Source organism: Pseudomonas sp. CCI3.1, from assembly GCF_034313985.1.
GTDB classification, from domain to species: domain Bacteria; phylum Pseudomonadota; class Gammaproteobacteria; order Pseudomonadales; family Pseudomonadaceae; genus Aquipseudomonas; species Aquipseudomonas psychrophila.
Window position 1 is genome coordinate 225,981 of sequence record NZ_JAVIWO010000001.1, and the last position, 21,378, is coordinate 247,358.

The following is a 21,378-nucleotide window of genomic DNA, read 5'->3' on the forward strand; positions in this document are numbered from 1 at the left end:
AAGGACCGTTACATGACTGATCGCAGACCTGTAGAGGCTGTGGTAATCGGTGCCTCTGCGGGCGGGGTTGAAGCGTTGCTGACAATTTTTTCCGAGCTGAAGCCGGGTTTCAGGCTGCCGATTATCGTGGTTCTGCACTTGCCTGAAGAGCGTCGCAGTCAATTGGCCGAAGTCTTTGCCCGGCGCCTGCCACTGACGGTCAGGGAGGTCCGGGACAAACAGCCGATTGTGCCGGGTACCGTGTACTTTGCAGGCCCCGGCTATCATGTTTCAGTTGAGCACGATCACAGTTTTTCCTTGAGCCAGGAGGAGCCGGTGCATTTCTCGCGACCTGCCATTGATTACCTTTTTGAGTCCGCGGCCGATGTGTATCAACAGCGGCTGGCCGCGATTTTACTGACGGGCGCCAATCGGGATGGTGCGCGGGGGCTGAGTGTGGTCAAGCAGTTGGGCGGTCTGACCATCGTCCAGGATCCTGACGAGGCGCAGGTAGCGACCATGCCGCAAGCGGCACTGGATCTTTGCCAACCGGACTGCGTCCTTCCTTTGCACGGCATTGGCCGTCTGCTTGTCGAGCTGGAACATACCGAATGCTGCTAAATGATATTCAAGCCAAGCTGCTGATCGTCGACGATCTGCCGGAAAACCTGCTGGCCCTCGAAGCGTTGATCAAGCGCGAGGATCGCATCGTGTACAAGGCCTTGTCTGCGGATGAGGCACTGTCGCTGCTGTTGCAGCATGAGTTTGCGATGGCCATTCTGGACGTGCAAATGCCCGGCATGAACGGTTTTGAACTGGCTGAGTTGATGCGCGGCACGGCGAAGACCAAAAACATCCCGATCGTGTTCGTCAGTGCCGCAGGGCGCGAGATGAACTATGCCTTCAAGGGCTACGAAAGCGGCGCAGTGGACTTTCTGCACAAGCCGCTGGATATCCACGCGGTCAAAAGCAAGGTCAATGTATTCGTCGAGCTGTATCGCCAGAGCAAGGCCATGAAACAACAGGTCGAGGCCCTGGAACAGAGCCGTCGCGAGCAGGAAACGTTGCTGGCGCAGTTGCAACTGACCCAGGTCGAGCTTGAGCGTGCGGTGCGCATGCGCGATGACTTCATGTCGATCGTCTCCCATGAAGTGCGTACACCGCTCAACGGGCTGATCCTGGAAACTCAGCTGCGCAAGATGCACCTGGCCCGAGATAACGCAGCGGCGTTCACCATGGAAAAGATGCACGCCATGGTTGATCGTGATGAGCGCCAGATTTTGAGCCTGATCCGTTTGATCGAAGACATGCTCGACGTGTCGCGTATCCGCACCGGCAAGCTGTCGATCCGTCCTGCAGAGTTTGATCTGGCCCGTACGGTCGATCGCTTGCTGGAGAATTTCTCGGCACAGATCAGCGCTGCACAATCGAGTGTGAATTTCACCGCAGAGTACCCGGTAGTGGGGCAGTGGGATGAGTTCAGGATTGAGCAGGTGATTTCCAATCTGCTGACCAATGCCCTGCGTTATGGTGCCAATAAGCCCATCGATGTAACGGTCTATATCGAGGGGAATCAGGCGGTGGTCGATGTGCGCGATCAGGGCATTGGCATCAGTCAAGAAAACCAGCAGCGTGTCTTCCAGCAATTTGAGCGGGTTTCAGCCAGCCAAGTGGCTGCGGGGCTCGGTTTAGGGCTGTTTATTTCGGAACAGATCGTTGCGGCACATAGCGGCACAATCAGCGTGCAGAGCGAACTGGGTGAGGGCGCCTTGTTCAGGGTTTGCCTGCCGCTTGCACAAAAGACTTAAATTCGGCGCAACCTATGACCGCATGCGGGGTCATACTGGCAGCGACGGCATGAATTAAGGTTCCCCATGAGTGAAGATGCGCAAGATGTTGTTCTGATTGTCGAAGACGATCCCTCGATTCTAATGGTCCTCAGCGCCTACCTGTCAGGCGAGGGCTACAGGGTCTTGCAGGCCGAAAATGGCGAGCAGGCGTTCGAGATTCTGGCGAGCAAGCCGCATCTGGATCTTATGGTGACTGATTTTCGTCTGCCGGGCGGTATTTCCGGGGTGCAGATTGCCGAGCCTGCGCTGAAGCTGCGACCGGACCTGAAAGTGATCTTTATCAGCGGTTACCCGGCCGAAATCCGCGATACAGGCAGCCCGATCACCCTGACGGCACCGATCCTGGCCAAACCGTTCGATCTCGATACCCTGCAAGAGCAAATCCAGAAGCTGCTGGCCTGATACTGCACTCTGTTACCTGTAAAGCCCCCCAGTATGGAGAGTGCTCGCAAATGCTCTTCGCGAGCAGGCTCGCTCCCACAATAACTCCTGCAAGGCTTGAATTCAGTGGGCGCCGAAGTCCCAGTGGGAGCGAGCCTGCTGGCGAATTGCTTCGCGGCTGGCCCGCTTGACGTTGAAGTCAGCCTGCGGCAGCGGCTACAGGGTTTGGGATGCCTTGAGTCAAAGCCCCTGCTGCAACGCCGGATCATCCGGATTTTGCTGTTCCAGCTGCGCCAGCAGCACTTGCACATTCTGTAATTGCCCGGCCTCTTTCCAGTAGCTGATCAACAATACCCGCGCCTTGCGATTGGCCGGTTGGCGTTGCAGCAGCTCTTCGAGCTGGCGTTGCGCGGCTTCAAGCTGGTCGAGGTCATGCAGTGCGGTTGCCAGCTTGTACCGGTAATCACTGTTGTCGGGGTCCAGCTCAACGGCTTTGGCCAAGCCCAGCAGGGCGTACTCCGTCTGACCATGATTTAGCAGCCAGATCCCAAGCGCATGTTGCAGGTACGCTGAGTCGGGATGGGCTTGCAGCTGTCTGGCCAGTAATTGACGGGCCTGTTCTCCTTCGCCGCGCTTGTCCAGCAGCTCAATCTGCGCCACGACCGCCTTGAGGTTATTCGGGTCCAGGCGGGTCACGTGTTCCAGTGCAGCCTGGGCATCATCCAATTGACCTTCGTGCAAATACAGGCGGGCGAGCTGACCCTGAGCCTGTGGATCGTCCGGCTTGGTTTTGAGCTCGCGCTCGAACTCGTCGATCACTTGCTGCAACGGGCCGAAGTACAGCCCCTGTTCATCTGGCGACAGGCCGAGCAATGCATTGGCGGCAGCGAAACGCACGCTCTGATCGGCGTCATCCAGCATCGGGCCCAGCAGCAAAGTGCGCTGGGCGCTGGGCACCAGGCCAACAATGCTCTGGATCGCGGCCTTGCGCACCAGGGGCGAGGGGTTTTGCAAGTCAGCGTCTGCCAGTTTCAGTGCCTGTGGGCTTGGGTAGTTGGGCAGCTCGGCATGCAGGCTGGCGCGCCGGGTCTCTGACAAGTCATTGCGGGCCAGTTGTTGATACAGAACGCGCGCGGCCCCGGGCTTGCCGTTATGGGCCATCTCAAGGGCGATGGAGTAGCGCTGGCTTACGGACGGCGTGGGAAGGGCAGGATCAGGGCGCATCGAATACCAAAGACCGGCGGCGATAAGCGCTGACAGAAAGCTGATTGCGAGGTAGCGGCGAGGCTGGGTCATCCAATATCCAGAAGCATGCGTGCGTATGGAGTGCAAGATTGGGTGAGTCGGGGGCTTGAGTCAAACGCAGACCCTTGTAGATACTCTATTGTAGGTCAAGCCCTGTTGTGGGAGCGAGCCTGCTCGCGAACAACCTTCGCGAGCAGGCTCGCTCCCACAGTTGCCGTTTTCCAAGCAGCTGCCGAAGGCTGCTACAGGATGCAGGCGAATCCGCGGCAAAAAAAAGCCCCGCGACCGAATGAACGCGGGGCTAAAAAATGGTTGGTTGCGGCCAACCAAAGGAGCTCTTGAATCAGCGTGCGCTTGCGACGGTCTCGGCTTGCCAGCCACCACCCAGCGCTTTGTAAATGGCGACTACGCCGCGATACAGCTCAACCTCGGCCTGAGCCTGGCTGTCTTCTGCAGCCAGACGCTCGCGTTGGGCGTCGAGCAGAACCAGAAAGTCCACCGTGCCTTCGCGATAGCGAATAGCAGCCAGATCCGCTGCGGTTCGGCTGGATTCGCTTTGACGAATCAACGAGACCAGGCGCTGCTGACGTTTACCGTAATCGCTAAAGGCGTTTTCGGACTCTTCCAGCGCTAACAGCACTTGCTGCTCGTAGCTGGCCAGTGCCCCATCGGCCTCTGCACCGGCACCGCGCAGTCGTGCGCGCACGCTGCCCAGATCAAACGCTGGCCAGGTAATGCGCGGACCCAGCGCCCAGGCATTGGCTGCTGCCGAGCCTATCTGCGAACCGCGTCCGGCGGTAAAGCCGAGAAACCCGCTCAGGCTGACCCGGGGGAACAAATCGGCCTTGGCCACGCCGATCCGGGCGGTGGCCGCTGCCAGCTTGCGCTCGGCGCTCATGATGTCGGGCCGGCGCTGCAGCAAGTCGCCGGGGTTGCCGATGTTCAGTGCCTTGGCAATGGCCGGCAACTGCGCCGGGCTCAAGTCAACGCTGAGCTGCTCAGGACGCTGGCCCAGCAGAGTGGCGATGCGATTGCGCTCACGCACCTGCTCGGCCTGCAGTTGCGGCACGCTGGCCTCAACCGCGGCCAAGCGGGCGTCGGCACGCATGACGTCCAGTTGATCGCCAACACCTGCGTCACGCAAGCTTTCGGTAATGGCCTTGGAGTCCTGCTGGTTCTTCAAGTTGGCCAGGGCAATCCGCTCACGCAGTTGGGCGCCGCGCAATTCACCGTAGGCATCCACCAGTTCGGCAATCATGGTCACTTGCAGCTGGTACAGATCCGCTGCAGCCACTTGCTCGTCGGCGTCGCTGGCCTCCAGTTCTCGCTGGATACGGCCAAACAGATCGACTTCCCAGGCCATGTCCAGGCCCAGGTCGTAGCGTTCACTGTTGACACGCTTCTCGGTCGTACCCGGGATCTGTCCCTTGCCGACATCGCTGCTGGCACGGCTGGTGATCGTCGGCATGATGTCGTTGCTGACGTCATCGCGAATCGCCCGGGCTGCACGCAGTCGGGCAAAGGCCACGCGCAGCTCGCGGTTGCCGGCCAGTGACTGAGTCACCAGCTGGTTGAGGGTCGGGTCATCAAACTGCTGCCACCAGATCCCTTCAAAATGCGCCCGGTCAAAGCCCTTCAGGTTATCTGCACTGATATGGGCCGGTTCTGTGGCTGGGGTCTTGTAGTCCGGGCCTACGGCGCAAGCGCTCAAGGCCAGCACCAACAGGCTCGGCAGAAAAACTTTCACGCTCATTGTTGCGACTCCAACTTGAGGTGCTTGGCCGCTTTACGCGCTTCACTGCGCTCTACATAACGGCGAATCAAGACATAGAACACTGGCGTCAGCAGCAGGCCGAAGAAGGTCACCCCCAGCATCCCGGAGAACACCGCTACACCCATGGCGTGACGCATTTCTGCACCGGCGCCGCTGGAGAGCACCAGAGGCACCACACCCATGATGAAGGCGAACGAAGTCATCAGGATCGGGCGCAGACGCAGGCGGCAGGCTTCCAGTACCGCATCCAGCGGGCTCATGCCTTCTTCTTGCTTGTCCTTGGCAAACTCCACAATCAAAATCGCGTTCTTGCAGGCTAACCCCACCAGTACGATCAATCCGATCTGAGTGAAGATGTTGTTATCGCCTCCCGACAGAATTACCCCGGTAATTGCTGAGAGCAGCGTCATCGGTACGATCAGGATCACCGCCAGAGGCAGGCTCCAGCTTTCGTATTGGGCCGCCAGTACCAGGAACGCCAACAGCACGCAGAGCGGGAACACGAACAGAGCGGTATTGCCCGAAAGGATTTGCTGATAAGTCAGCTCAGTCCATTCGAAGGTCATGCCGTTAGGCAATTCTTCCTTGAGCAGCTTCTCCATCGCCGCTTCAGCCTGGCCCGAGCTGTAGCCCGGTGCTGCTGCGCCGTTGATTTCAGCGGTGACAAAACCGTTGTAGTGCATGACGCGGTCAGGGCCTGCGGTGTCGCTGATCTTGATAAAGGTCGCCAGCGGAATCATTTCACCTTTGTTGTTGCGTACTTTCAGCTGGCCAATCTGCTCGGGCTCCAGGCGGAACTGCTGCTCGGCTTGCACGTTGACCTGATAAGTACGACCGAAGCGGTTGAAATCGTTGGCATACAGCGAGCCCAGATAGATCTGCAGGGTGTCGAAGATGTCGCTGATGGCTACGCCATGAGTCTTGGCTTTTTCGCGGTCAATGGCAGCATCGACTTGGGGTACGTTGACCTGATAGCTGGTGAACAACCCGGCCAGTTCCGGCACGTTATGGCTCTTGGCGATAACGTTCTGCACTTCTTTGTACAGTTCGTCATAGCCCAGGCCAGCGCGGTCCTCGACTTGCAGGCGGAAGCCGCCAATGGTGCCCAGCCCTTGTACCGGCGGTGGCGGGAAGATCGCGATATAGGCTTCCTGTATGTCCGCGAACTCAGCATTGAGCGTGGCGGCAATGGCTGCGGCTGACTGGCTTGGGTCCTTGCGTTGATCGAAGTCCTTGAGCGCGACAAACACGATGCCGCTGTTCGGGCTGTTGGTGAAACCATTGATCGACAGGCCGGGGAAGGCGATCGAGTTGGCAACGCCAGGCTGCTTGAGGGCCAGCTCCGACATACGCTTGATCACCTCTTCGCTGCGGTCCAGGCTCGCGGCGTCAGGCAGTTGAGCGAAGGCCACCAGGTATTGCTTGTCTTGCGGCGGTACAAAGCCGGTCGGGGTGTGGGCAAAACCGGCCCAAGTCAGCGCCATCAAACCTGCATACACCAGCATCGCGATTCCGCTGCCACGAATGATCCGGCGCACGGTGCCCACGTAGCCATTGCTGGCCTTGACGAAGAAGCGGTTGAACGGGCCGAACAGCCAGCCTCCAAACAGACGGTCGAGCAGGCGGGTGAAGCGGTCTTTTGGCGCGTTATGGCCTTTGAGCAATACAGCGGCCAGGGCAGGGGACAAGGTCAGCGAGTTGAAAGCCGAGATCACGGTGGAAATCGCGATGGTCAGGGCGAACTGCTTGTAGAACTGCCCGGTCAGACCCGAGATAAACGCGGCCGGGACAAACACCGCGCACAGTACCAGTGCGGTGGCGATGATCGGACCGGTCACCTCACGCATGGCACGCTTGGTAGCGTCCACGGGGTTGAGTCCCAGTTCGATATTTCGCTCGACGTTCTCCACTACCACAATGGCATCGTCGACCACGATACCGATGGCCAGCACCAGCCCGAACAGCGAAAGGGCGTTGAGCGAAAAGCCGAACATATGCATGACGGCAAACGTACCGATCAGCGATACGGGCACGGCCACCAGCGGAATAATCGAGGCGCGCCAAGTTTGCAGGAACAGGATTACAACCAGTACTACCAGAATCAGTGCTTCAAACAGGGTATGGACTACCGCCTCGATCGAACCACGAACGAAGATTGTCGGGTCATACACGATGTCGAAGTCCATGCCTTCGGGGAAGTTCTGTTTCAGTTCGGCCATTTTGGCGCGAACGTCATTGGAGATCTGGATCGCATTTGAGCCGGGGCGCTGGAAGATCGGTATCGCCACCGCCGGCTGGTTGTTCAGCAAGGAACGCAAAGCGTATTGGCTGGAACCCAGTTCCACCCGGGCGATGTCTTTGAGGCGAGTGATCTGACCATCTTCGCCGGAGCGGATAATGATGTTCTCGAACTCTTCTTCACTGACCAGACGGCCCTGGGTGTTAACCGACAGCTGGAAGCTGGTGGCATTCGGCGCAGGCGGAGCGCCCAGTGCACCGGCCGCAACCTGGCGGTTTTGCTCACGGATGGCGGTGACCACATCGGTCGCGGTCAGGTTACGTGAGGCGGTTTTGTTTGGATCGAGCCACACCCGCAACGAGTAGTCGCCCATGCCGAACAGCTGCACATCGCCGATGCCGTTCAGCCGTGCCAGTTCATCCTTAATGTTAAGGATGGCGTAGTTGGACAGGTACAGCATGTCGTAGCGCTGGTCCGGTGAGGTCAAGTGCACAACCATTGTCAGGTCGGGCGAAGCCTTGTCCACCGTGATACCGATGCGCGTCACTTCCTCGGGCAGCTTGGGCTGGGTCCGGGTGACACGGTTTTGCACCTGTACCTGGGCGTTGTCCAGGTCAGTACCCAGGGCAAAGGTGATGGTCAGGGTGATTTTGCCGTCAGCGGTGGACTGCGAAGACATGTACAACATGTTTTCGACGCCGGTAATGGCTTGTTCCAACGGCGCGGCGACAGTTTCGCCGATCACTTTGGGGTTGGCACCCGGGAAGCTGGCGCGCACTACGACGGTAGGCGGAACGACTTCTGGGTATTCACTGATAGGTAATTGGAACAGCGAAATGCCGCCCGCAATCAGGATCAACAGTGAGAGCACAGCGGCGAAAATCGGCCGCTGGATGAAGAACTGGGAAAAATTCATTGGAGTTTTCGTCCCTTAACCGCGAGGAGTCGCGACGCTGGCCAACTTCGGCGCGCCAGTGGCAGGCTTGGCAGGTGGCAGGTTGCTGGCTTCCAGGGCTTGTCGTTGTTGTGCCAGTGCGGCGAGGGTCTGTTCGTTGGCCATCGGGATCACTTCAGGCGTCACCGGTGAGCCGGGGCGGACTTTCTGCAAGCCTTTGACGATGATGGTGTCGTCCTTGTTCAGGCCGCTGCGAACGATGCGCAGGCCTTCGATTTTCGGACCAAGATCTACAGCGCGGTACGCCGATTTGTTGTCGGCATCCATCACCAGCACGAACTTTTTGCCCAGGTCGGTGCCCACCGCTTCGTCATTGATCAGCACGGCGGAGTAGGTGCCGCTGCCAACCAGTTTCAAGCGGGCATACAGGCCCGGTGTGAAGCTACCGTCGGTGTTGTCGAACACGGCGCGACCACGGATGGTGCCGGTCTTGGGATTGACCTGGTTGTCGACGAAGTTCATCTGGCCCAAGTGCGGGTTACCGTCTTCGTTGGACAGGCCGAGGTAAACCGGGGTGCTCTGGCCGCGCTGACCCTGACGGGCAAGCTGGGTGTATTTGAGGAACACGCGCTCGTCTGCGTCGAAGTAGGCGTACACCTTGTCGGTAGATACCACGCTGGTCAGCGCTGTGACATCAGCGGTGACGATGTTGCCCGCGGTGATTTCGGCACGGCTGACGCGGCCACTGATTGGGGAGGTGACGCGGGTAAAACTCAGGTTGAGTTTTGCCAGGTCCAGTTGTGCCTGGTTGGCGGCGACACCGGCGCGTGCGGCCTGGGCTGCGGTGCTGCGCGAGTCTGCCAGTTCAGCCGAGATCGCATTGCTCTGGCGCAAACGCTCACCGCGCTGGGCTTCGTTTTCGGTACGGGTGGCGTTGGCGCGGGCTTGTTGCACTTCGGCTTCAAGACGGCGGACTTCAGCCTGGAACGGACGAGGGTCGATCTGGAACAGCAGGTCGCCCTTTTTCACCAGGGCGCCCTCGGTAAAGGCGACCTGATCAATCTGGCCCGACACGCGTGGACGAATTTCAACTGTTTCCGGCGCTTCAAGGCGACCGGTGAACTCGTCCCATTCATTGACCGGCTGTTCAAGTACCTTGGCCACACTGACTTTTGCAGCGGGAGCAGGAGCAGTCGCTTCAGGGGTTTTGCCGCATGCGCTCATCACCACGATGGCCAAAGCCGCGAGTGGGAAGCGCAAATGTTTAAGTGACTGTTCCATGAGGGGGAGTCCGCCAATCTATTGAGATGGGCGGATAATGCTGGCGCGCGTGCCGGGGAACGAATCGAACCCAACGAAGATCAATATCATCCGGAATGATACAAAGCGTTACCAAGCCCTCTAGCCTGAGCTTTTTGTTAGGGGGCTATCAATTAAAATGTGCATGAATATTTCGTTTTCGTGGGATCGAGCCTGCTCGTGAAGACACCTGACAAGACCTTCGCGAGCAGGCTCGCTCCCACAATAATCAGCTGCAAGGCTCAAATGCTGTGGGCGCCGGGGCTCCTGTGGGAGCGAGCCTGCTCGCGAATGATCCACCGCGGCACACATCGCGAGCAGGCTCCCACGGTTGCGGGAGTGCAAACCTCAAAAATTGATCGAAGCACTCAGCCTTGCTGTCAGCGGAGCCCCCTGGAATACATAGTTGTCGCCCATGTACTCGCCCACATCGCGCCAGTAACGCTTGTCGAACAGGTTATCGACAGTCAGGCGAAAGACGGTGTCGTAACCGTCGATACGGGTGCTGTAGCGGCTGCCGATATTGAAAATGGCGTAAGCATCGGCCTGTGTCTGGCCCAATTGGCTGGCGTACTTCTTGCCGCTGTATTGCACGCCACCAAGCAGGGCCAGGCCCTCGACCCAGGGCAGGGCGTAATAGCCATAGAGGCTGGCGCGCAGGGTAGGGACGTTGATGGTCTGATGGCCTTCATATTCCGGAGTACCGCTGCCGGTGACCCTTGATTTTATCGCCGCTACGCTGGCGGCGACCTGCAGGCGCTCGGTGGCCCAGCCGTTGGCTGCAAGCTCCAGCCCGGTGTTTTTCTGCTGGCCTTGCTGGACGAAGGTGAATGAGCCGTCGTTCTGGGGCTGGGAGTACTGGTACGCCTGACGAATCTGGAACAGCGTGGCGCTCAAGCTGATGCGCTGCCAGTCGTACTTGATTCCGGCCTCTATTTGCCGCGATACGGTGGGCGTGAGAGTCTCAAAAGCATTGCTGGCAAACCACGGTGCTTCGCCACTCAGGGACAGGCCCTTGCTGTAGCGCGTGTACAGCGTCATGTTTTGCACCGGTTTGTAGATCAGCGCGGCCTGGGGCAGGAACTCATAGCGTTGGGTATGGCGGGTGGTGTCGCCATTGCTGTCGAAGGTTTTTTCGTCCAGGCGCACCTCACGTCCGCCGATCATGGTCTGCCACTGCTCGTTAAAGCTGATCAGGTCATTGAAAAATACCCCGTACTGGCGGCTGTCCAGGCGGCGGTAACTGTCTTTGACCGGTCCTTGGTAGCGCTCAAAATTCACGGGTTCGCTATCGATATTGCCGGTGCCGATCATCTCGTTGATCAACTCGCGCTGATCGACCACACGCCTGAAGGCGCTGGTGCCCACTGTCAGCTCATGGCCGATGCTGGCGGTGTCAAACATGCCGCTGAGTGCTGCCTGAACCTCATCGTTGCGCCGGGTATCGTCGGGGCTACGGAAGTCGTAGATGTCGTAATTACCTTCGGGACTGAAGTAGTTGGGCACCGCCGTACTGGCGCAACTGTCTGAGCCGTAGCAACCCCACGCAAACGAACTGTAATCGTCAATCACCACCTTGCTGCGCGAGGCACTGAGGCTGCCTTTCCAGTTGTCACTGAAACGGTACTCAAAGTTGCCGTTGATAGTGAGCGAATCGATGGTCACCGGTTTGGAGCCGCTCTGGTGCGCCAGCAGTTTTTTCGGGGAGGCGTGGCGGGGCAGTTCGGTGCCGCCGAGCAACTGATAGCCAGGGACCGAACGCTGCTCCTTGTTTTGGTACTCCACATCCAGTTGCAGCAGGGCAGCGGGGCTGATGTTCCAGTCGAACGCCAGGGACGCGAAATCACGCTGGCCATTGGCGTGATCGACCCAGGAATGAATGTCTTCATGGGCAACGTTGGCACGCAGGCCGAACTGTTGCTCGCTGCCGAACCAGCCACCTACATCGGCGGCCATGTAACCGCTGCCACGATCATCGGTCGAGACAGTGACCGAGCGCACATCTGCAGCGCGCTTGGTCACGTAATTGACCGCGCCGCCGGGTTCGGAAACTCCGCTTTGCAAGCCCGAAAGCCCTTTGAGCAACTCCACCTGCTGCTTGTTTTCCAGCGCTACATTCTGCTCGCCGGTGATGGTGCGACCGTTGATCTTGTAGCTGCTGGCCGAATTCAACGAGAAGCCGCGTACCACGAAATTTTCGTAATAGCCGACCGGGGCATAACTTTCTCCCACGGAGGCGTCATTTTTCAGCACGTCGCTGAGCAGTCGGGCGTGTTGATCTTCAATCAATGCATCGGTAAACACCGCGATCGCTGCGGGGGTATCGAGCAATGGCGCCGCCTCAAAACCACCCACCCAAGCGTTATCGGCCTGGTAAGCGCCGTTATCCTGGGCGGTGACCGCAGTCGCAGGCAGTTCGGTTTTTGCTGCGTGTGCTACCGGCAGAGTGCTGGCCAGCAGGATGCCAACGCTGAGCAAGCTGCGCGTGAACCGCGGTGCGGACTCTGCCTGGGTGAAAGTCCGGTAAAGCATCTTCATGCACAGCTCCAGAAGGGTGGGACAGGCTCGAATCCAAGGCCTGTTTATCAAGCGCGCCATCATACCGAACCGCCCGGGCATTACACCCTCTGACACTTACGCAGGGAGCGATAGCGGCCATCATTCATCCCTTTCGGTATTGAGTCCTGACATCACAGAATTTTAATTTTGATAGTTATTGACATGATTTGATACGCGTGACTCGGCCGATTAATTGACAATTAAAACCGGCTTTATCATTGTTCATGCCCGCTGCGTCCACCGAGCTTTCTGCCGTCCCCGCGCGCCAGCAGCACCCCACTCACACAGTGGTTTATTGTCCACATTCCCCCCTCAGCGCCCTGAATACGTTTGAGCTGATCGAGGGCTGCAAGAGCATCAATTTGAGGGTTCAATTCATGAAGGTTTTTGAGAGCACGCGTTCAAGAGGGCGTGTACTTGCAAGGTGTTTTCTGAGCCGTGGTCTGGCTGTTCTGGCAGGGCTTTTCGCGCTCCAGGCTCAGGCGATAACAGTGGAGATTTCTGCCACTTTTTCTCCTGATTCGGCCAATCCGCAGATTAACCAGTTTAAAAACACAACGCCTAATTCCGGTATTTGCAAGACCTACCCTCTGGTTTGTAGTTCAAGGGGGTATTTCAGCATTGGTTTGAGCGGGCTCGAAGCGACAACGCAGTCCCCGATTCTGGCCAAACATTCCAATATTCGAGACGGTGCAATGTTCAGGGTTCCGGCCGATCCGAGACCCGTGCAAGTGACCAGCGCGAGCGGGCAGGTGGCGGAGGTGTTTTTTGCTATTTCGGCACTGAGCGCAAGCAACCGTACCCGTGACGTCAGGTTGCTTGTAGGTATGCCAACAGCGGAACACAATTACGCTCACAGCGTACTTTGGGACGGGAACCCGTGGGGGTGGAGTTCGCCAGCAGCATGTCCAAGGGGGGCGGGGATGTATGCGGGAACCGCATTCGCGAATTTCTTCTGGTTTACCCCGCAGTCTGTGCCTTGTGGCTTTTCTCCAGCCTACGAGATCGACTCATTAACAATGTACAACATCAGCGTTTCGTACCTGATGATCAGCCCTGATCCTCTGAGAATGGAGAGCGGCATTTACCGAGGTTCGATCACCTACACAGTGGGGCCGGGCGGGGATTTCGACTTTGGCGATAATCTGGCCGCTACTGACAACTTAGTCACCATGAATTTCACCTTGAATGTTGAACATACCCTCAAGTTTCAGTTTCCGGCGGGGTACGGTTCCGTGGTCCTCAACCCGGCCGGCGGTTGGCAGCAATGGTTGAACAACGGGCGCCGTCCGCAAAAGCTGACGGCCGCCCAGGATTTCAAAATGTGGGCCTCCACGGCGTTCAGCATTGAACTGCAATGCGAGTTCGCGCTAAGCGATCAGTGCGCGATCAAAAACCCCGCCGGGCATGAAGTTCCTGTTGAGACGCGAGTGACACTGCCCAATGGCCTACGCGATGCCTCAAACCAACCGGTCAACCGACTTCTGTTGAGCACCAGCCCTCAGGTTTTTTCACCCAGCCACTACGTGGACAACCGACCCGCCGCACTGCACTTTGAAGTCGCTCGCGATCAGGTCGCGAGCATGATTGATGAGCACTCGGGCAGCACGTACAAGGGCAATATCACGGTTGTCTGGAACAGCGAAGTCTAAGGCTGTTTGCGTTCAGCCCCCCCCGTGGGAGCGAGCCTGCTCGCGATGCAGGCAACTCGGTTTATCCGAATGATCGCGGTGATGCCTTCGCGAGCAGGCTCGCTCCCACGGTTGAAGTGTTTCTGAAAGCGCTGTTCATCCCGGCCTGGAGCAGCGGTTTCAGCCTTGCCGCCTGCAGGCCAATAGTGGCGCGAACCTTGATTTATAGGCTCTGGATGAGGTATAGCTAAAAAGTCGACTCACAGTAATGTAGGAATTTTCAACGTCATATGGATGGAATCACACGTATCAATCGCCCGTTCGGCTCACACTTCGCATCCCTGATTGCGAGTTGTGGGCCTCACGTCAAACGCTGCATCAATGCAGTCACAGGGTTTGTTTCCCGCCTTCTTGCAAACACCGCTTTACCGCTCCTGAGACCCTGCTTCTCGGGCAGCTGCGCCAACTGGCGCCATTGCTACTTCCCTCCGCCTGATTATTGCTGACCACTCGCCATTCCGGTGCGCTAACGCCCCGCTTTTAACGGCGCGTCCTGCTGCCCGGTATTTGTATTTGAAACCACTTTTCGATCCGAAGCGTTTCAGCGAGCGAACCAAAAAGCCTCGCATTACAAGGAGCTGTGCTCATGATCTATTTTCAGGATAAAAGAATTTTCAGTGCCATCTTCGACATGGACGGCACCATGTTTGACACCGAGCGCTTGCGCTTCAAAACCCTCAAGCAAGCCGCTCTCGAGATTTACGGCACACCGCTCAGTGAAGAAACACTGATGGGATCATTGGGCTTGAGCGCCAAAAAAGCCGAAGCCCTGGCCAAGGCAAATCACGGTGAAGACTTCCCGTATGCCCAAGTCAGGCAGCGCGCCGACGAGCTTGAACTGGCCCATGTACGTAATCATGGAGTGCCAATCAAGGACGGCTTGCTGGAAGTGCTGGAGCGCTTGCGCAAGTACGGTCTGACCATGGCCGTGGCTACGTCTAGCCGCCGGGCCATCGCCGAGGAGTACTTGATCAATGCCAATGTACTCAAGTACTTCGACGTCACCGTATGTGGCGATGAAGTCAGTCAGGGCAAGCCCCATCCCGAGATCTTCCTCAAAGCTGCAAGTGCCCTTAATTGCCTGCCACAGCATTGCTTGATGCTGGAAGATTCGGAAAACGGCATGTTGTCGGCGATCCGCGCCGAGGGTCAGCCAATCCTGATCGAAGACATCAAACCGCCGGCACCGGAGGTCAAGGCCGGTGCGCTCAAGGCTTACCTGACCATGCACGGTTTCTTGGGCGACCTGAATGAGTGCATGCCTGACCTCGGCACTCCGGCGCTGACCGAGAGCTTCCCGCCGACACTCAATCAATTCAGTGCCGGGATTCATGGTTTTGGCGCGATGGGTGGCGGCTATCTGACGCAAATTTTTTCCCATTGGGATGGCTACACACGTCCTTGCGAGATAATCGCCGCAACTCGCTCCCGGATGCTGCGCGAGACCATCCAGGCGTTTGGCCGCTTTAGCGTGCGCTACAGCGCCACGTCCTTCGACCAGACCATTGAAAACCTCAGCATGATCGACATGGACGACGCCGAAGCGGTGATCCGGATGTACGACGTGGCTGAAATTGTCGGCCTGAGCCTCCCGGAAACGGCGATCCGCAAGCAGGCGGGAGTGATTGCCAAGGGCCTGATCCGTCGTTACGAACGGCGGGGGCGCGAGCTGACGATACTTATCGTGCTGAACAAGGTTGGCGGTGCGGACTTCGTGCGTCGCCATGTGCAGGCGCAACTGGAACTGCTGGTTGCGCCCACGCTGTGCCAGAAGATTCTGGACAACACTCATTTTGTCGAGACAGTGGTCAGTCGAATCGTTTCCAAGTTGTCCAACGAAGCACTGGTGCGCCAGTTGCGGATCAAGTCGAAGATGTTCCAGAACAGCTTGAATGACGAGGTGGATACACCCAAGGCCCCCCCCAGGACACCGGCGCCCGAATACGAGCGCCTGATCAGTCGCTTTCGACCGTTTGCACAGTCCAGTAATGCGTTGAGCCAGTTGCACCTGATTCTGTTCAACAGCGAACCGGACATGCCTCTGTATGCGCAGCGTTGCAGCAATTTGCTTGAGCGGTTGCGCCAGGTGAAGACGGTGGACGACATCACCCAGACCCAGGTGATCAAGAATCTGCTGTGGAATGGCCCTCACGCGATCATTGCCTGGTACGCCAGCCTGCTCGGCTATTCCTGGTTGGGGCAGGGCATGGGTGACCCCCGTGTCAGTGCGCTGGCGCAGCGCCTGATAGGCCAGGCAGTAGGACCGGCACTGGTCGCCGAAAATCCGCACATGAGCGATGCCGTGGCCGGTTTTTCGTCCACCTTTCTTGAGCGCTGCAACACGTCTTTCAAGGACCCCTGTGCCCGTGTAGGGCGAGATCCGTTGCGCAAGCTGCAACGTAATGAGCGGATTTTTCGCAGTATCGATCTGGCCAAAAAGCACGGGATTGACAGCAGCGCCCTGGAGCTCGGCACCGCGCTGGCACTTCATTACGCATTGCGCACAACCGACAGCAAGGATCAGGAGTGCCAGCTCATGCGCACTCTGTATCAGGAAAGCGGCAGCATTGAGGCGGTGCTCACCTATGCGGGCAGCTACAACGGCCAGCCGTATCCGGGGCTGGACCCGATAAAGGATGCAGCGCTGATCGAGTCTGTCAGCGCTCATTTTCATGGCCCCGTTTGTGCTGAATTCGTCATGCCTATGGCTTGAATCGATCAAGCCGCAGGGCCTGCAATGAGCCAGTCTGTAAGGTCTGTTCAAGGAGCTGATCATGATCCGACTGACCCTGGCCCAGGCTTACGAGCTGGCCGAATCGATCTTGTTGCATAACGGTTTCAATCCGGCCCATGCCCGTGCGGTGAGTGAAACGGTGCTGGCCGGGGAGCGTGATGGTTGCGCGTCCCACGGCTTGTACCGTGTACTGGGTTGTGTCAATTCGCTGCGCGCGGGCAAGGTCTCGGCCGACGCCGTGCCGCGCGTGATCGATCAGGCGCCTTCAATTGTGCGAGTGGATGCGGGGGGCGGTTTTTCCCAACTGGCATTCCAGGCGGGCCTGGCGTTATTGCAGGAGAAAACCCGGGCTAACGGTATTGCGGCGTTGGCGATCAATCGTTGTGTGCATTTTTCGGCACTGTGGGTTGAGATCGAACAATTGACAGCGGCCGGTCTGGTCGCATTGGCCTGTAACCCCAGTCATGCCTGGGTTGCGCCTGCCGGCGGGAGCCAGCCGGTATTTGGCACCAACCCGATTGCGTTTGGCTGGCCACGGGCGGGCAATACGCCATTTGTCTTTGACTTTGCCACTAGTGCAATTGCCCGTGGCGATATCGAGTTGCATCGCCGGGCAGGCAAGTCGATTCCTGAAGGCTGGGGCGTTGACGCTCAGGGGGTGCCGAGCACCGATCCCAATGTGGTACTGGATACGGGTGCGATGCTGACGTTCGGCGGGCACAAAGGCTCGGCGCTGGCCGCGATGGTGGAATTGATTGCGGGGCCTTTGATCGGGGATTTGACCAGTGCCGAATCCCTGGCCTACGACGCGGGCAGCAAGTCGTCGCCTTACCATGGCGAGCTGATTATCGCGTTTGATCCGCAGCGTTTTCTGGGGGCTGCAACCGAGCAACATCTGGCACGGGCAGAAGTGTTGTTTGAGAGTATCGAAGGGCAGGGCGCACGTTTGCCGTCACAACGCCGTTACGAGGCACGGGCGCGCAGCGAGGTGGAAGGCGTGCAGATCCCGCAGGCGTTGTACAACGATCTGCGGGCATTGTTGATTTGAGGACATCGTGCAGGCGGTGCAGGTGGTAAAACCTGTAGCAGCTGACGAGCCGTGCGAGGCTGCGTTCGGCGGCGTAGCCGTCGTAAAATCGGTTCCCACGGTTAGTCAGGCATACCCCGTGCGCCGGTTTACGACCGCTACGCGATCGAACGTAGCCTCGTTCTACTCGTCAACTGCTACGGATCGCCTCACCGGCTACAAACCGACGTCGGGTAACTGTGGGCGGTTGGCCAGGGCCTTGGCCATGATCCGTTCGACAAACTCACGGTCTTCCCGAGGCAGGGCCAGGCGCGGTGGGCGAGTCAGTGCGCTACCGCGACCGGCAATGGCCTCACATAACTTGATGCACTGCACCAGATCGGCACGGGCGTCCAGGTGCAGGATCGGCATCAGCCACTCATAGATCGGCATGGCTTCAGCAAAGCGCCCGGCCTTGGCCAGGCGGAAGATGGTTTCGCCTTCTTTGGGGAATACGTTGGACATGCCCGATACCCAACCTTCAGCACCCACGGCGATGCTTTCGAGCACCACGTCGTCCAGACCTGCAAACAGTACAAAACGGTCGCCGACTTCATTGCGAATGTCGATAAAGCGCCGGGTGTCGCCCGAGGAGTCCTTGAAGCACACCACGTTGTCGCAATCGGCCAGGGAAATCAGGATTTCTGGCGTGACATCATTTTTGTAAATCGGCGGGTTGTTGTAGACCATCAGCGGTACGTCGGCATTTTTCGCCACATAACGGTAATGCTCGGCGGTTTCAAACGGCTTAGAGCCATATACCAGGGCGGGCATCAGCATGACGCCGTCGACCCCGACTTTGCGCACGGCATTGGCCACCTTGGCGGCTTGCACGCTGGTGAACTCCGCCACGCCACAGATCACCGGCACACGACCGCGAGAGGCATCCACCGCGACTTCGGTCACGGCGATTTTTTCTTCAGCGGTCAGCGAGGTGTTTTCCCCCACCGATCCGCACACCACCAGGCCCGAGACGCCGTCGCGAATAACGTTGGAAATCACCTGGTGGGTCTTGTCCAGGTTGATGGTGAAGTCATCGTTGAATTGAGTGGTCACCGCAGGGAAGACGCCACTCCAGTTGATGCGCTTGCTCATTGTTTGTTGCCTCGGGTTGCGTTTATGGTATTTCGTATACGATTTAGGTTGCAAAAATAGGCTTCTGGCTTTCTTTGTGGGGGTAAACGGTGTGGGGTGAAGGGTATTACGCGCCCGGCCAGGTATCTGACAGGCGATAGCCTTGTGGCCACGGGTCGCTTGGGTCCAGCAGTAACTGATGGGTGCCGGTAATCCAGGCCCGGCCAGAGATGCACGGGTAAATTGCGGTGCGTCCGGCGACTTCGGTCATGGAGTCGATGCGGCAATGAAACTCGGAGCCGATGATCGAGCGCCCGACAAACCGATCGCCAACCTTGAGCACGCCCTTGGCCTGCAATACCGCCATACGCGCCGAGCACCCGGTGCCGCAGGGCGAACGATCGATCTTGCCCGGACGGATCACCACCGCGTTGGCACCACTGGCAATCCCGTTCTGGTACTCCACGGGGGCTGCAATCTGGCAAAAGGAGATATGCGACCAGTCAGGGTTCAGCGGGTGGACAAAACCCAGTTGCTCGTTGGCCGCACGGGTGATTTTCAGGCCGACCTCGACAATATCCTTGGCTTCATCCGGGGTGATCGAAAACCCCAGTTCTTTGGCATCGGCGAGCACGAAACTGTCTCCGCCATAGGCGGTGTCGACCTTGAGCGAGCCAAGGCCCTCGACTTCTATCCAGGCATCCAGTCGGTCAGCGAAAGAGGGGACGTTCTTGATCTCGACCCGTTGCACCTTGCCGTCCCGGCAATCGGCCACGGCTTCGATCAGTCCGCCCGGGGCTTCGAGTACCAGTCGGGTTTGCGGTTCGGTCATCGGCAATATGCCGCTGTCGAGCAATACCGTGGACACGCAAATGGAGTTGGAACCCGACATCGGCGGCGTGTCGGCCGGTTCCATGATGATCCAGGCCATTTGTGCCCGTGGATCCTTGGCCGGAACCAGCAGGTTGACGTGACGGAACACGCCGCCGCGAGGTTCGTTGAGGACGAAGTTGCGCAGGGTTTCGTCCTGGGCAATCCACCGCGACTGTTCCCACACGGTGGCACCCGGCGGCGGGGCCACGCCACCTACAATCACGTCGCCGACCTCTCCCTCGGCGTGACAACTGACCACATGAACGATTTTCGATGACCGCATGGCTTGCTCCTGTTGTGTTGATGTGGGTCTTGTTGCGAGCAAGCCCGCTCCCACAGGGATTAACGTTATTTAACCGACTTGAGGAAGGCCGCCGTTTCCGCGTGCACCGGGTTGCCGATGACTTGATCGGGGGAGCCGATTTCGTGCACCAGGCCGTTGCGAAAGAACGCCACACGGTCCGACACATCCCGCGCAAAACGTATTTCATGGGTCACCAGGACCATGGTCATGCCGTCTTCGGCGAGCATGCGCATGGTGTCCAGCACTTCGCCGACCAGTTGCGGGTCGAGGGCCGAGGTGGCCTCGTCAAACAGCATGTAGTCCGGCGACATGGCCAGGGCACGGGCAATGGCCATGCGCTGTTGCTGACCGCCGGACAGTTTGCCCGGGAAGGCTTTGAGTTTGTCGCCAAGGCCCACATGGGTCAGTTGCTGCACTGCCAGCGCTTCGGCTTCGGCCTTGCTTTTGCCGAGCACCTTGCGTGGTGCAAGCATCACGTTTTCGAGCACGGTGAGGTGCGGAAAGGCGTTCCATTGCTGGAACACGATGCCGATTTTCTGCCGCAGGTGGTTGAGGTTGGTGGCACGGTCGTGGACTTCGATGCCGTCGACGCGGATATGACCCTTCTGGATCGGCTCCAGACCGTTGATGCACATCAGCAGGGTGGATTTACCGGAGCCGGAACCGCCGATAATCGATACCACTTCGCCCTTGTTCACGGTCAGGCTCACGCCCTTGACCACTTCAAGGTCGCCGAAGGATTTATGCACGTTGTCGATCTCAATCATTTTCTTGCCACCTTTTTTCCAGGCGAGCGCCAAGGCGGGCAACCACCAGGCTCATGACGTAATAGATAAGGCCCGCGATGCACAGCACCAGCATCGGTTCCTGAATGCGGGTGACGACGATTTGCGAGGCACGCAACAATTCAACGATGCCGATCCACATCACCAGGGCGGTGTCTTTCATCACACTGAGCACCAGGTTGAGCCAGCCGGGGAAGGCCACTCGCATGGCGATCGGCAACACGATATAGCGCAGGTCCTGCAAGTAGCTCAGGCCCAGGGAACGGCTGGCCCGGCGTGTGGTAAATGGCACGGCGAGCACGCCGCTGCGCACGATCTCGGTGAAGTACGCGGCAGCGTAGACCCCCAGCACGATGCAGCCCACGGTGAAGGCACTGATGTTCAGGCCGACAATGCTCTTGAGCGAGTTGAACAGCACAAACTGGATCAGCAGCGGGACGCTGCGAAACACATCCAGCACCCAGGCCAGCGGCAGACTGGCCCGCGGCAGCAAAGCGCGCATCAGGCCGAACAGCAGCCCGGCAACGGTGCCCAGCAAAATGGCCCAGGTTGTCAGTTGCAGGGTGACCCAAGCCCCTTCCAGCAAAAACAAAAAGTCGTTCCAGGTAAAACTGGTTGAAAACATGGGTT

The 21,378-nt window shown here is 58.5% G+C and carries 15 protein-coding genes; 6 read left to right on the plus strand and 9 right to left on the minus strand.

The features are described from left to right. Positions 1-12 precede the first annotated feature (12 nt). From RGV06_RS00910 to RGV06_RS00920, 3 genes are all read left to right on the plus strand, one after another. The gene (locus RGV06_RS00910) at positions 13-600 is read left to right on the plus strand and encodes a chemotaxis protein CheB (RefSeq protein ID WP_019827270.1); all 588 of its coding nucleotides are present in this window, start codon (positions 13-15) and stop codon (positions 598-600) included. Then, entirely contained in the window at positions 594-1,787 is a 1,194-nt protein-coding gene (locus RGV06_RS00915; RefSeq protein WP_046810719.1) for a hybrid sensor histidine kinase/response regulator, read from the plus strand. The genes RGV06_RS00910 and RGV06_RS00915 overlap by 7 nt, the downstream gene beginning before the upstream one ends. 66 nt (positions 1,788-1,853) lie before the next feature. Continuing rightward, complete coding sequence (locus tag RGV06_RS00920; RefSeq protein ID WP_003445176.1) at positions 1,854-2,231, plus strand: response regulator; 378 nt, start codon at positions 1,854-1,856, stop codon at positions 2,229-2,231. A gap of 219 nt (positions 2,232-2,450) precedes the next feature. Here the strand turns inward: RGV06_RS00920 and RGV06_RS00925 are convergent, their stop codons facing one another. The 5 genes from RGV06_RS00925 to RGV06_RS00945 all read right to left on the minus strand — a co-directional run bounded on the left by RGV06_RS00925 (position 2,451) and on the right by RGV06_RS00945 (position 12,200). Then, positions 2,451-3,506 (minus strand): tetratricopeptide repeat protein, encoded by a 1,056-nt coding sequence (locus RGV06_RS00925; protein WP_019827268.1) that lies wholly within the window; start codon positions 3,504-3,506, stop codon positions 2,451-2,453. Between the two features lie 292 nt (positions 3,507-3,798). Next, positions 3,799-5,208 carry a TolC family protein gene (locus tag RGV06_RS00930; RefSeq protein WP_322149099.1) on the minus strand — a complete coding sequence of 470 codons (1,410 nt, stop codon included), beginning with the start codon at positions 5,206-5,208 and terminating at the stop codon, positions 3,799-3,801. Beyond that, positions 5,205-8,384: an efflux RND transporter permease subunit gene (locus tag RGV06_RS00935; protein ID WP_019827266.1), complete on the minus strand. Its 3,180-nt coding sequence runs from the start codon at positions 8,382-8,384 to the stop codon at positions 5,205-5,207. The genes RGV06_RS00930 and RGV06_RS00935 overlap by 4 nt, the downstream gene beginning before the upstream one ends. A gap of 15 nt (positions 8,385-8,399) precedes the next feature. Continuing rightward, positions 8,400-9,644, minus strand: coding sequence for a multidrug efflux RND transporter periplasmic adaptor subunit MexE (gene mexE / locus RGV06_RS00940; protein ID WP_322149100.1), 1,245 nt, complete (start codon positions 9,642-9,644; stop codon positions 8,400-8,402). 366 nt (positions 9,645-10,010) lie between these two features. Continuing rightward, a complete protein-coding gene (locus tag RGV06_RS00945; protein ID WP_322149101.1) occupies positions 10,011-12,200 on the minus strand; it encodes a TonB-dependent siderophore receptor in 2,190 nt (729 codons plus the stop codon). Positions 12,201-12,598: 398 nt separating this feature from the next. Between RGV06_RS00945 and RGV06_RS00950 the strand changes: the two genes are divergently transcribed. The 3 genes from RGV06_RS00950 (at position 12,599) to RGV06_RS00960 (ending at position 17,694) form a co-directional block, all read left to right on the plus strand. Next, positions 12,599-13,873, plus strand: coding sequence for a hypothetical protein (locus RGV06_RS00950; RefSeq protein WP_322149102.1), 1,275 nt, complete (start codon positions 12,599-12,601; stop codon positions 13,871-13,873). Positions 13,874-14,498: 625 nt separating this feature from the next. Beyond that, positions 14,499-16,625 (plus strand): bifunctional mannitol-1-phosphate dehydrogenase/phosphatase, encoded by a 2,127-nt coding sequence (gene mtlD / locus RGV06_RS00955; RefSeq protein ID WP_322149103.1) that lies wholly within the window; start codon positions 14,499-14,501, stop codon positions 16,623-16,625. A 61-nt stretch (positions 16,626-16,686) separates the two neighbouring features. Beyond that, positions 16,687-17,694, plus strand: a complete 1,008-nt coding sequence (locus RGV06_RS00960) for an Ldh family oxidoreductase (RefSeq protein ID WP_046809020.1) — start codon at positions 16,687-16,689, stop codon at positions 17,692-17,694. A gap of 195 nt (positions 17,695-17,889) precedes the next feature. Here the strand turns inward: RGV06_RS00960 and RGV06_RS00965 are convergent, their stop codons facing one another. The 4 genes from RGV06_RS00965 to RGV06_RS00980 form a co-directional block, all read right to left on the minus strand. Then, positions 17,890-18,807 carry a dihydrodipicolinate synthase family protein gene (locus RGV06_RS00965; protein ID WP_019827259.1) on the minus strand — a complete coding sequence of 306 codons (918 nt, stop codon included), beginning with the start codon at positions 18,805-18,807 and terminating at the stop codon, positions 17,890-17,892. Positions 18,808-18,913: 106 nt separating this feature from the next. Next, positions 18,914-19,942 carry a trans-3-hydroxy-L-proline dehydratase gene (locus RGV06_RS00970; protein ID WP_019827258.1) on the minus strand — a complete coding sequence of 343 codons (1,029 nt, stop codon included), beginning with the start codon at positions 19,940-19,942 and terminating at the stop codon, positions 18,914-18,916. A 65-nt stretch (positions 19,943-20,007) separates the two neighbouring features. Continuing rightward, positions 20,008-20,730: an amino acid ABC transporter ATP-binding protein gene (locus RGV06_RS00975; protein ID WP_019827257.1), complete on the minus strand. Its 723-nt coding sequence runs from the start codon at positions 20,728-20,730 to the stop codon at positions 20,008-20,010. Further along, positions 20,723-21,373 carry an amino acid ABC transporter permease gene (locus RGV06_RS00980; RefSeq protein WP_019827256.1) on the minus strand — a complete coding sequence of 217 codons (651 nt, stop codon included), beginning with the start codon at positions 21,371-21,373 and terminating at the stop codon, positions 20,723-20,725. Before RGV06_RS00980 ends, RGV06_RS00975 begins: the two co-directional genes overlap by 8 nt. Between the last annotated feature and the right edge of the window lie 5 nt (positions 21,374-21,378).

Excerpts from the sequence above, each read along its gene's own strand:
- RGV06_RS00965 (WP_019827259.1), bottom strand. The coding sequence starts at position 18,807 with ATGAGCAAGCGCATCAACTGGAGTGGCGTCTTCCCTGCGGTGACCACT.
- RGV06_RS00970 (WP_019827258.1), bottom strand. The coding sequence starts at position 19,942 with ATGCGGTCATCGAAAATCGTTCATGTGGTCAGTTGTCACGCCGAGGGA.
- RGV06_RS00950 (WP_322149102.1), top strand. The coding sequence starts at position 12,599 with ATGAAGGTTTTTGAGAGCACGCGTTCAAGAGGGCGTGTACTTGCAAGG.
- RGV06_RS00910 (WP_019827270.1), top strand. The coding sequence starts at position 13 with ATGACTGATCGCAGACCTGTAGAGGCTGTGGTAATCGGTGCCTCTGCG.
- mexE (WP_322149100.1), bottom strand. The coding sequence starts at position 9,644 with ATGGAACAGTCACTTAAACATTTGCGCTTCCCACTCGCGGCTTTGGCC.
- RGV06_RS00935 (WP_019827266.1), bottom strand. The coding sequence starts at position 8,384 with ATGAATTTTTCCCAGTTCTTCATCCAGCGGCCGATTTTCGCCGCTGTG.
- RGV06_RS00975 (WP_019827257.1), bottom strand. The coding sequence starts at position 20,730 with ATGATTGAGATCGACAACGTGCATAAATCCTTCGGCGACCTTGAAGTG.
- RGV06_RS00980 (WP_019827256.1), bottom strand. The coding sequence starts at position 21,373 with ATGTTTTCAACCAGTTTTACCTGGAACGACTTTTTGTTTTTGCTGGAA.
- RGV06_RS00920 (WP_003445176.1), top strand. The coding sequence starts at position 1,854 with ATGAGTGAAGATGCGCAAGATGTTGTTCTGATTGTCGAAGACGATCCC.
- RGV06_RS00960 (WP_046809020.1), top strand. The coding sequence starts at position 16,687 with ATGATCCGACTGACCCTGGCCCAGGCTTACGAGCTGGCCGAATCGATC.
- RGV06_RS00945 (WP_322149101.1), bottom strand. The coding sequence starts at position 12,200 with ATGAAGATGCTTTACCGGACTTTCACCCAGGCAGAGTCCGCACCGCGG.
- RGV06_RS00930 (WP_322149099.1), bottom strand. The coding sequence starts at position 5,208 with ATGAGCGTGAAAGTTTTTCTGCCGAGCCTGTTGGTGCTGGCCTTGAGC.
- mtlD (WP_322149103.1), top strand. The coding sequence starts at position 14,499 with ATGATCTATTTTCAGGATAAAAGAATTTTCAGTGCCATCTTCGACATG.
- RGV06_RS00925 (WP_019827268.1), bottom strand. The coding sequence starts at position 3,506 with ATGACCCAGCCTCGCCGCTACCTCGCAATCAGCTTTCTGTCAGCGCTT.